11 protein-coding genes and 2 pseudogenes are annotated in these 9,740 nt (G+C 44.0%); 4 read left to right on the forward strand and 9 right to left on the reverse strand.

Annotation, left to right across the window (positions count from 1 at the left end; genetic code table 11):
• The 5 genes and pseudogenes from EDM52_RS25380 to EDM52_RS23955 all read right to left on the reverse strand — a co-directional run.
• Positions 1-167, reverse strand: a pseudogene (locus tag EDM52_RS25380) (IS5/IS1182 family transposase); the annotation flags it as partial.
• 254 nt (positions 168-421) lie between these two features.
• Positions 422-760: a YmaF family protein gene (locus tag EDM52_RS23940; RefSeq protein WP_122911405.1), complete on the reverse strand. Its 339-nt coding sequence runs from the start codon at positions 758-760 to the stop codon at positions 422-424.
• 171 nt (positions 761-931) lie between these two features.
• A complete protein-coding gene (locus EDM52_RS23945) occupies positions 932-1,798 on the reverse strand; it encodes a DUF4367 domain-containing protein (RefSeq protein WP_122911406.1) in 867 nt (288 codons plus the stop codon).
• Positions 1,795-2,361, reverse strand: coding sequence for a sigma-70 family RNA polymerase sigma factor (locus tag EDM52_RS23950; RefSeq protein WP_221175577.1), 567 nt, complete (start codon positions 2,359-2,361; stop codon positions 1,795-1,797). The genes EDM52_RS23945 and EDM52_RS23950 overlap by 4 nt, the downstream gene beginning before the upstream one ends.
• Positions 2,362-2,495: 134 nt before the next feature.
• The gene (locus EDM52_RS23955) at positions 2,496-3,209 is read right to left on the reverse strand and encodes an AAA family ATPase (protein ID WP_122911407.1); all 714 of its coding nucleotides are present in this window, start codon (positions 3,207-3,209) and stop codon (positions 2,496-2,498) included.
• Positions 3,210-3,275: 66 nt separating this feature from the next.
• Here EDM52_RS23955 and EDM52_RS24895 point away from each other — a divergent pair, with 66 nt between their 5' ends.
• Both EDM52_RS24895 and EDM52_RS23960 read left to right on the forward strand, forming a co-directional pair.
• Positions 3,276-3,497, forward strand: coding sequence for a hypothetical protein (locus EDM52_RS24895; protein WP_183185341.1), 222 nt, complete (start codon positions 3,276-3,278; stop codon positions 3,495-3,497).
• A gap of 332 nt (positions 3,498-3,829) precedes the next feature.
• Positions 3,830-4,591, forward strand: a complete 762-nt coding sequence (locus EDM52_RS23960; protein WP_122911408.1) for a hypothetical protein — start codon at positions 3,830-3,832, stop codon at positions 4,589-4,591.
• Positions 4,592-4,596: 5 nt separating this feature from the next.
• Here the strand turns inward: EDM52_RS23960 and EDM52_RS25795 are convergent, their stop codons facing one another.
• The 3 genes and pseudogenes from EDM52_RS25795 to EDM52_RS23970 form a co-directional block, all read right to left on the reverse strand.
• Positions 4,597-4,875: a DUF421 domain-containing protein gene (locus tag EDM52_RS25795; protein ID WP_338075431.1), complete on the reverse strand. Its 279-nt coding sequence runs from the start codon at positions 4,873-4,875 to the stop codon at positions 4,597-4,599.
• Positions 4,876-4,913: 38 nt separating this feature from the next.
• Positions 4,914-5,372, reverse strand: a complete 459-nt coding sequence (locus tag EDM52_RS25800) for a DUF421 domain-containing protein (RefSeq protein ID WP_420866961.1) — start codon at positions 5,370-5,372, stop codon at positions 4,914-4,916.
• Between the two features lie 37 nt (positions 5,373-5,409).
• Positions 5,410-6,126: pseudogene (locus EDM52_RS23970) on the reverse strand (SPL family radical SAM protein); the annotation flags it as partial.
• 59 nt (positions 6,127-6,185) lie between these two features.
• On the opposite strand from EDM52_RS23970, the gene EDM52_RS23975 reads away from it, so the two are divergent.
• The gene (locus EDM52_RS23975; RefSeq protein ID WP_122911409.1) at positions 6,186-8,855 is read left to right on the forward strand and encodes a coiled-coil domain-containing protein; all 2,670 of its coding nucleotides are present in this window, start codon (positions 6,186-6,188) and stop codon (positions 8,853-8,855) included.
• A gap of 54 nt (positions 8,856-8,909) precedes the next feature.
• Positions 8,910-9,287: a hypothetical protein gene (locus EDM52_RS23980; protein WP_122911410.1), complete on the forward strand. Its 378-nt coding sequence runs from the start codon at positions 8,910-8,912 to the stop codon at positions 9,285-9,287.
• 34 nt (positions 9,288-9,321) lie between these two features.
• Here the strand turns inward: EDM52_RS23980 and EDM52_RS23985 are convergent, their stop codons facing one another.
• On the reverse strand, positions 9,322-9,549 hold the full coding sequence (locus EDM52_RS23985; RefSeq protein ID WP_122911411.1) for a hypothetical protein: 228 nt from the start codon (positions 9,547-9,549) through the stop codon (positions 9,322-9,324).
• Positions 9,550-9,740 lie beyond the last annotated feature (191 nt).

Consider the following 9,740-nt stretch of genomic DNA (forward strand, 5'->3'; position numbering starts at 1 on the left):
GCAGCATTATTCAACTCAGTAGGAGCTCCATAGATCGACTTTTTGGAGATAACACAAAGAATCGGATCGATGTCAAGGGTGGAAAAAATCGCTCCAAATCGTTTGGGAGGTTCTAAATCGAATAATTCTTGTATATCAAACAGGCTTCCTTGTCTTATAATGGACATTGGGAGTCACCTCCTGTTCTCATAAGTTTTGGTTGCACTTAACTTATTAGAGATTTGGGGAGGTACTCCTTTTTCTATGCTCAAAAAACCTTGAGCCCGTAGGGCTCAAATTTATGAAATCGATTCAAATATTACAATATAATTGATTTTCATAGAAGAGCGAGAAATGACATGTAGCGAACGATTCATACCTATGTAAGGCGAATAGAAAAACCCGGTCCTACAAAAGACCGGGTCATCCCCAAACAATCGCATTATAAAAAGGCCTCACTCGTTACCCCACGGTAAGCATGCATGTGTCCATCGTCGTACGTGGTCTGCCCGGAAAATTCATGGTAGTGGCTTCCATCTGGCAATGGGATCGGGGGACCGGTCCAACCACTGTAGTGATGCACATGTCCATCTTCAAATGTGGTGGTCCCTTCATAATAATGCACGTGCTGATTTCCATCAGGTTGTGGAGGCGACGTCCTTCCACGCAGCCGATGGCGGTGATGATCATTGATGGTTGTCGGTGTGTCATAACCGTGCAGATGACCAGGCATATCAGTATATCTAATAAAGCGCAACGTATGACTGTGGTTAGCCTTCATGCAGCAACGCCCCTTTGCATTCCATATACCCATAGTAAATGCACAGAACGGGCGTTTTGAAACGGGCATTCGTCTATTAGCAGGAAACAGTTCCATGTCAATGAAAGTCAAATGAAAAAGCCATACGGTAAAAAACAAAGCCCCCACCGCTAAAAGGATGTGGGCTCCGCTTTACTGAATCGACTCTGCGATCTTCAAGACTTCTTCTCTATCCAGCTCTTTGGCAGTCAGGCTATAGATCACCCCGTTCGCTTCCCAGTCAACGGAATGCTCCCCGATCATGATCGCATCCGCATCATTGACTTTCGTAGCTTCAATCTTGGCATCAAATGCTCCGGAATAGGCAGTTTCTTTATCCGCATGGCGCTGCTGCAAGAAAATCTCCTTGCCTGTCGCTTGATTCTTATAATAGATCGTAATGTACTTGGAGTCTTTGACCACTCCTTGCTCATCCTTATAGAATTCGGCGCGATCAAAAGTGTAGCCTTCAGGCTGATAGCTGGGAAGCAGCACGTTGAACATGGTGTACTGATCGAGCTGACTGGAATCCTGAACAATCAGCGTGTTTACTTCATGGGATGGACCGTCCTGGCTGGACACGGCAATCTGGTCCTTCCTATTTTCAGGGATCGAAACAGCGATGTTTTCAGGAGGTGCCTCCATTTGTGAGATGGTGATATGTCCGAGTGAGATGGTGTGCAAAATTTTTCCCATGACTTCGGATGCAAAGGTAGGCTGAATGACAGGTAAACTAATTCCTCCGATCAGGGCTACGGAAGCCACAGCCGTCGCAAAGCTTTTCCAAATACGTTTGTTTGTCTTCATATTTCTTTTCTCCTTTTCGCTATCCGCTTTGTTCAGAAGGGCAAGGTAGATCGCCTTTTTGTCACCCTGCTTGCTGTAATCCTGGTTTGCCAGCAGTTGGCCGATCTCAAACAGCTCCCGATATTCTGCGGAGTGCAGGGCTTTCTTTTGGTCGTCCTTTAAAAAGGAATCCCACTCTTCCGCAAATCCTTGATGCTGCTTTTTTTGACTCATTCCAGCTCCACACTCCCCAGTGTTTTTCTTAATTTTTTCATCGTACGGTACAAAATGACGCCTACGTTGTCCTCCGTGATACCCATGAGCTGCGAGATTTCCGTGTTTTTCAGCTCAGCGCCAAATTTTAAGGCAAGCATATTTCTCTCCCTGGTATGGAGTGTTTGGAGGGCCTGCTGCAATCGGTCGTTTACTTCCCCTTGAATGACCAAGCTTTCGGGGCCTTTTCTCCCGGAGACAAGCTCTTTTAGACCATCCAGCGAAAACAAATCCCATTTCTTTTGACCTCGATAATGGTCGTTCACTACATTTCTGGCTATGGCAAACAGCCATACCTCAAAGGGAGATTTGCTAGGCGAGTAGGTATTGATTTTATTCATCGTTTTCTCAAAGACCTGGCTGGTCAGATCCTCGGCAGTAAAATGGCAATTCACACGATAGTGGATGTAGTTGTAAATTCTTTTGTAATAGGTTTCGAAAATCAACGTGAACGTAGCTTCAGCGTCGATAGAGCTAAGCAGCTCCTTTTGAATATATGGATGAGGGATCGCGCGCTCTTGCAAGGGGGAAACTCCTTTCCAAGGAATTTTACTTATCCGCTAAGCAATTCATCAGTTAGTACGCGAAATAGGAGGTTCCATTACAACACGAAAAAAAATCCTGCACCTATAACGGGGCAGGATCAAGGAGGCAACGATCAGTCTTCCTCAAACAACTCCTCCAAGACTCTGTACCTGTTCTCGAGAAATCGTCTGGTCAAAATGTAATGAAGCGTGTCTTCATAGCGAATTTCAGCAATGGGATGGGTGTCGAAATCCAGAATTTGTGCATCCGGATACCCGAGCAGGATGGGAGAGTGGGTCGCAATGATAAACTGTGCGTCGTTCTCCAGTTCTTTGATGATGCGCAGTAGCGCCAGTTGGCGTGCAGGGGACAAGGCAGCTTCCGGCTCGTCCAGCAAATAGATCGCCTTTTTCCCGAAGCGGTGATTAAAAAGAGAGAGGAACGCTTCTCCGTGCGATTGTTCATGCAAGGAGCGTCCACCGTAGTGCCGCAGGCCTTCCGGCATAGTGTCCAGATAGGAAGCAAAATGATAGAACGTCTCTGCTCGCATAAAAAAACCGTTCGAGATTTTCGGCATCCAGGAGAGTCGGATATAGTCGCCGAGCGCGGACTGGGAAGCGTCTACCTCGTAGTAGTTATTTTTTCCGCCACCAGCCGTATGAAAACCGCATTGGTAGGCAATCGCTTCAAGAATGGTAGATTTCCCTGAACCGTTTTCTCCCACGAAAAAGGTGACGTTGCTTCGAAAGGACAGGGAAGCACCAGCTCGTACAGCAGGGATGGAAAAAGGATAGGAATCCCGGTCAGGTATATTCCCCCGCAGGAGTTCAAGACTTCTTAGATACATGCAACTCAACTCCACATCTATCTATTTCTATTCATTATCATATCGGATTTCCGTTGCTTCAACCACTTGAGCGTACCGAACTATCTGTTGATGAATGGCTGTGTGATTGCTGTAGGAGCTTCAATAGCTTCCTTATACGAGGAAGCCATGAAAGTAGCCGATTCGATTGGCACGGTTCATGTCGATGTCGGCGATACCGCTTGTAAAGTCCCGATGGCCACAACGTATCTGGAAAAGATAGAGGGAACAGGGCTAGTGGGGCGTAAGAGAAAAACCTGTATTTGCTAGGGAGAATAACGATTCTACAGAAAGTTAATAAGCGGAAATCAAGAGAATAATCTCTATAATTTCCGGACATATTAATGGTAGTACACTGTTAAGAGCCTTTTTTACCCCTCGCTGCCAACGAGGGTCTTTTTTTCTATTTAGCACGGAAAGAGACCTAAATTTGCGCAAAAACATGTACGAGACTGGTAAGATAGTGGTAGACTCGAGTCATTGATGGCATGGAATGATCATACAGGAATGTTCATGATTTCAACTTGCAGCTTTCTTGCGAGGAAGCAGATATCAATGCAAATTGAAAATCGAGCCAAATGTCGCACACAATGGAGGAAACGATGAAACAACTCGTGACCCTACTTTTGCTGGCCATGATTCTTCTCGTGATGGGATGTACGAAACAGGTAACAGAGCCCCAGGAACAGGCAGAAACTGTGTCTGAAGCACCAGGTACGGATGCGAGTTCCGCTCCCGGAGCACAGGCGCAAACCGTTGTAGCAGAAGCAAAGAGCGCCGAATGGGTTGCCAATCGATTGCTGGAGATCTCCAACCATTATTTTGAACAGTTGGAGGAAGCTCAAACATATGATCTTCCCTACGAGGATTTTCGGAAAAATCTGCGAAGTCACATGACAGACCACTTTATGGATCTGGAACAGCTAGAGGAATTTTATAAGGTTCGTACCGGGCTGACTGCTATGTATCTCTTTTACTATGAACCAGGTGCATTAGAGGCACGTACGAAGATTCTCGAACAAACGTCCGATCGCATCGTGGTGCAAAACATGGGTTTCGCGAACGAATTGAACAGCGGGTACTATGAGATTAGCACGTTGATCAACAGTGAAGGGAAATGGCTACTCGATGAAAGACAGCGCGAGGAGATCCCTAAAGAGGGGTTCCAGTTGTCCATTGAGGAAGCGACGACTTACATGAAGCAATTTCCGCGCTTTGAAAATCCCGTAACCTCCGTCCAATATGTAGGGACGAAGACAATGGAAAATACGCCCGGTGAGTTTGGGCGCTTTTATCAATTCGATTGTGAGGGAACCACCTATTACATATCCTCGGTGGATGGTTATGTGATGAAAGCCATTTAACTCAATCATCTTTGGCAATTATTTCGATTAAACAGCAACCGCAAGCAGCCTCTAGGTAAGGAGGCTGTATTTTTTATTTCACATCGATATGTGCCTCGATTATTCCCGATCGATCGGATGACGGATGTGATCTTCAAAGGAATCAATATAGAGCGAGCCATTGGTACTTCTAACGGCATAATTGACGCGTTCTGGAGAGTGTCCTCTTTTTCTAGCTGGGCAATAAGCCATTCACGTGATAATCCACTGCTTTTCAAGTTATCCCCGATTATTTGTCCGTCCATGATCAGTTCAACCGGAAAGAGCTGCTTTCTTCTAACTTTCAGCTTACGTCGAAAATATTTTTTTCGCGCAGCTCTTGAATCAGGGTATCCAGCGTTAACTTTTGTTTTTGTATATTGCCTTCCAGTATCTTTCCATTTTCAATAAGGACTGTAGGCTCTCCGGCTACCCATTTGCGAATCCTCCGGCTCTTCATGGCAAGATACATGAGGACATAAGCAATGACAGTGAAGGTAAGGAGAGCCGTGATCACGTTCCATACTTTCATTTGTGTGTTAAAGGTCAAATTCGCAGTCAAGGCTCCTAATGTAATCGTCACAACAAAATCGTGATAGGTCAGTTGTGAGATCGTCGGCTTTCCTAGGATGCGAGCAATGATCATCATAATGGAGAAGGCAAGAATGGAGCGGAGGACAATTTCGAAAATCTGGGAATCCATCTGTACACCACCAATGGTATTTTTCATCATTCCATTGCTTTCCAGTATCCCCGTTTCCATTTTGAAACAAACCAGTGCTTGTCCACATGAAGGGGTTTCATGAAGGAGCAAACCCCTCCTGGCTCAAAAAGAGCTGTTCTTCTGGAAAAACGCTTTTCAGTCTGTTGTAGACGATGCGGTAAGCGGCTGGATCATACCATTCTCTCAAGCCCAGCTTTTCGTATAGGGAGGAGATCCCCAGCTTTTTTGTTCTTTTGCCGCCACTGCCGTCCCCCATAAAATAGTCGTCGATGCAGACACGTTGAACCAGTAGCCGCAGCTTGTGCGCAAACTGCTCACTGCTCGGAAGCAGTGGAGCGATGGTCGCCTGCGTAGGCACTCCGGCTTCTGCCAAAAGCTCGAGGGTCTTGAAGCGCGCGGAAAGGGGAGGTGCATTTGGTGTAAAAGCCTTGCGAATATCTTCCAGGTCTGTTTCCACTGTCATGCTCACCCGCACGCGATCCTTCATCAACAGCAACAGATCGATGTCCCTGCGTACCAGCGGACTTCGGGTCTGGACGAATAGAAAATCGGGGGGATGCTCGATCATGACCTCCAGTAAGGATCTCGTGACATTCGCCGAGACCTCTACGGGTTGATAAGGATCGGTGCTGGAAGACATAAAGATCGTGACCTTTCCTTTTGCCTTGGCGCGTGGCAGCTCTTTTCGCAGGAGGGAGGCAGCTCCTTCCTTGATATGGACCCATGTGCCCCATTCCTTTTCGTGAAAGAGCGAAACGGGCATCTGACGGACATAGCAGTATGTGCGGACAAAAATAGGGATTCAATGGGTAGATACGGGACATACTACATACACTGGAGGGATATTTTAGTATGTTAACCGCTATTCAACCAAAGAAGAACCTATTAACTTATGAAGAAGTTGTCAAAGAAACACCGCTATGTACTTGGATCGAAGCTAAAAATATTTTACAAGGTACCATTACGACTACCAATATCGTAAAAAGAAGAAACACGCTTTATAAGGGTTTTGTTTATGTAATTGGAGTCAATATCACGGATGTACCTGAGTTGACTGTTTATGATCCGAGCATCGGAGCCTATCGGAAGACTCCTTCAAATCAGAAATATTTATTCTCTGTTAGAAAATTAGAAGAGCTTCGTGATAAGCGCCTTAAAGAAAAAGAAAAAGAAAAACAGCTTCCGACAGCCGATGATTTGCGTGATACGCTCGGCGACGCCGTAGGCACTTACGAAGCCGCGAGGATTCTTGGCGTAGGTCAGAGATTGCTGAAAAGCGCAGTTACCGCTGATTGCCAAAGCGAAGAACGCCAACTTAAGAAGATTGGCTTGTATTATAAAGCGGGAGAAGATTACGTTGCGTTTCGCGGTAGTAACAATCAATTCTTATTCTTGGTAGATAGGCTTAAAGAAATTAGAAAAGAGTATAAAAAGCCTAGTGAATTGTTTGATTCTGCGAATGAATTTCAATATTCACGCGAGCGTTTTTTTGAATTTTTCCGCCAATATGATGATCACTTTTCAAAGGCTGTGCTGTTACAGGTTGATGATGGACCATTTCGCATGGATGCCAATAATACCTTATACCACGAAAAGACGGTTATTGAACTGTTCAGGCAAAAGCGTGAAGAATTCCAAAACAATTACGGGGAATTAATATCGCGTGGCTTAGGAAAGCCGGATATGGAGAAATTGGTACACCCGTCAGTTGTTTCGCTTATTGATCGTTTCGTCAATCATATGCAAAGCGCGTCGCCTCAAATCATTATTTCTGATGACGTTGTCTTTGATGACCAATGGACGGCAGAAGAAGCCTATGAGCAGCGAAAAGTTCTTTTAAATATTGCCGGAAAAATAACTGCCGGCAGATGTGGGATTCAGCATGACGACCTCTACAAAAAGAACGGTTCAGTCCGTATATTAGCACCTAACGAAGCTGCATTAAAAGAATGGGACGTTAATTTGTTTGACAGTTGGTTAAACCTCGATATAGAGGATTTTAACTATGTCATCAAAGACATTAAATCCTATTCATTTTGGAACCAAAAACGATTATTAATTAAATTTCTTAGCTTTGTGTTGATGCAAGAAGAAAAGCAAAATAAATCGCAAAAAAGGAAAATTCGAAACGATATTTTAGGTAAGTCTGTTACCGATTTGTCATCCGAACAGTTACTTCACTTGGTTTTAAAAAGCCAACAACTTGTTTTGTTGGATAGTGAGTATGAAGATAGCTTTTCCCATTTAAAAGCGCTTATGCGCCAAATACCGGGAGAAGTGTGGAGTGGCAAATCATCTTCCAGCGTATTCTTGACAGTGCTCGAATACATCCAAATTTGCGTAGCTATCATGGATGAACTGGGACTTGAATTTCTCTTGCGCTGGGAGTTATGCAGTAAAGCGGGTCTACGCGCGTCCGAAGCGTTAGTTATCGCGGTTGAGGATTGGATTCACGACCCCGCTACAGGGCTTCCGTTGCGTTTTGAAGGACCGGATGGAACTTCTGGATGGGGCAAGATTAAAATGCCTGACGTCAAGAGTAAAGGCGGCTACGGACCTTCTCATGAATCGGAAGATCTCCCAGTACCGCCGGATGTGACCGACCACTACGAACAATATTTAAAGCGTTTCTTGTTCCCGTTATGTCCTTTTGAAAAACACAAGGAACTTCAGGATGGAACGTATGCAAACGGGTATGTAAAAAACCGAATTTTCCATTTTCAGAAAAAAGTCAAAGAAAACGGAAAGTATTTCGTCAAAGAGTTTGCTTACAAGCAAGGTCACGGGTATATATTCCGACCTAAAGATTACTTGCGAAAAGGCGGAGAAAAGCTACAAGACCCAATGGACATTAGCCATCCGTTACGTTGCTTTTCGAATCATACGGCTTTAACGCAGTTTATCTCTGATATTCGAATGTCTTTCGATTTCCTGCCGAAAGACAAACGGAACAATTTAACCTTCCACGATGGTCGGCACACATTGAACCAATGGATTGAAACGGCAACGTATTTACCTTTTCCCGAATCCGCGTTAGAAGAGGTCGCGGATATCGTAATGCGCCACGATATACAACGTAAAAACCTTGACACGGGCAAGAAAAACTACCGTAAGACGAATCAAGGATTTATCGTACAGTCGGACGACGTGTTTCGGATACTTTACGGTACGATTGGATTCAAATCGCTTGATCGTGATTTCTCAGCATTTAAAGCCTGGGCAGCCGAAACGGGTTATCCGACAACATTACTCCAGGCTGAAGAAGCGAAGCGTGCAAAAGAGAAAAAGGCATTGGAGGAACAAAATCAAAAATTACAAGAACTAAAGGAAAACCGGGAAATGTTAGCGCAAGAGAAACAGGATTGGATTGACGAGCTTGCCATACTCGAAGCGAAGCTAAAGCAGTCAAAAAATCCTCCTAAGGGATTGTCGAAAGAGGAATTTGACGATTGGCGAAACGCCCGCATGAAAGTCATAAAGCGCGTCGAACAGTTAAAACAACTTTTGGATTTACCGGCATAAATATTTAAGAGTGGCTTACCAAAGCCCCTCTTTACATAAATGGGGAGAGAGTAAATGGACGCGCACACATTTCAACGGAAGCTAGCTAAGCTTGAGCGGTTTTTAGGCTTTAAATTGGACTTTATTCCTGATTATTATCATTCAGTATTAGATATAGACGAACTAGGCACAAGGGAAGTCGCCTTTTCAACGGGGAAAACGCAGAAGACGGCTTACCGTTGGTTTCATGAAGGTTTAACAATTGGTGAAAATACAATTTATCTTAAACCGATATCCACTAAACCTTATAAAACAACAGGGCTCTATTTGAAGGAATTTCAGCTAAAAACCGGCGATTGGAGATTATTCAGTAGAAAACTAATTCGTGGTAAAACTCTTGTTGATTGGTTTACAGACATCGACGATCTGATTGAAATCAAAGAAGCTCTGTAATTATAAAAGCGGAGAAGGCAAATGCCTCTCCGCTTTAATTTATCTGTTGCTCGTAGAAAGTTAATAAATCGGCGACAATTTGTTGAAGTTGTTCGATTGATTCGTATGAACTTGCCGAATTGTTTTTAGCCGAATTTATTAATTTTTTAAATTCATTATTTATTTTTTTTCTTTCTTCAGCAGGATTATATATCTTTATTTCTCTCCAGGCTTGAAGAGTGTCTAATTCATTTATTTTTTTATTAAGGTGAATCAATTTCATAATTGCTCATCTTAAAAATATACAGACTGCCCCAATCTCTTCTTTATCCTTTTTTAAAAACTAAGCCGCGACTGGCTTCTTGTTTTCCAGTGCGTTACGAATCCGATCAGTGGCTAATTTAGCGGCATTATAAACAAGAGTTACCAAATCAAAATGAACTTTGGCCCTCTTCCCTGTGCGATAGCGTACGT

The organism is Brevibacillus invocatus, from assembly GCF_003710915.1.
GTDB classification, from domain to species: domain Bacteria; phylum Bacillota; class Bacilli; order Brevibacillales; family Brevibacillaceae; genus Brevibacillus; species Brevibacillus invocatus.

Bases quoted from the DNA above. Each gene is read 5' to 3' on its own strand.
- EDM52_RS23985 (WP_122911411.1), bottom strand. From the start codon at position 9,549: ATGAAATTGATTCACCTTAATAAAAAAATAAATGAATTAGACACTCTT.
- EDM52_RS23975 (WP_122911409.1), top strand. From the start codon at position 6,186: ATGTTAACCGCTATTCAACCAAAGAAGAACCTATTAACTTATGAAGAA.
- EDM52_RS25795 (WP_338075431.1), bottom strand. From the start codon at position 4,875: ATGGACGGACAAATAATCGGGGATAACTTGAAAAGCAGTGGATTATCA.
- EDM52_RS25800 (WP_420866961.1), bottom strand. From the start codon at position 5,372: ATGGAAACGGGGATACTGGAAAGCAATGGAATGATGAAAAATACCATT.
- EDM52_RS23980 (WP_122911410.1), top strand. From the start codon at position 8,910: ATGGACGCGCACACATTTCAACGGAAGCTAGCTAAGCTTGAGCGGTTT.
- EDM52_RS23945 (WP_122911406.1), bottom strand. From the start codon at position 1,798: ATGAGTCAAAAAAAGCAGCATCAAGGATTTGCGGAAGAGTGGGATTCC.
- EDM52_RS23940 (WP_122911405.1), bottom strand. From the start codon at position 760: ATGAAGGCTAACCACAGTCATACGTTGCGCTTTATTAGATATACTGAT.
- EDM52_RS23955 (WP_122911407.1), bottom strand. From the start codon at position 3,209: ATGTATCTAAGAAGTCTTGAACTCCTGCGGGGGAATATACCTGACCGG.
- EDM52_RS23960 (WP_122911408.1), top strand. From the start codon at position 3,830: ATGAAACAACTCGTGACCCTACTTTTGCTGGCCATGATTCTTCTCGTG.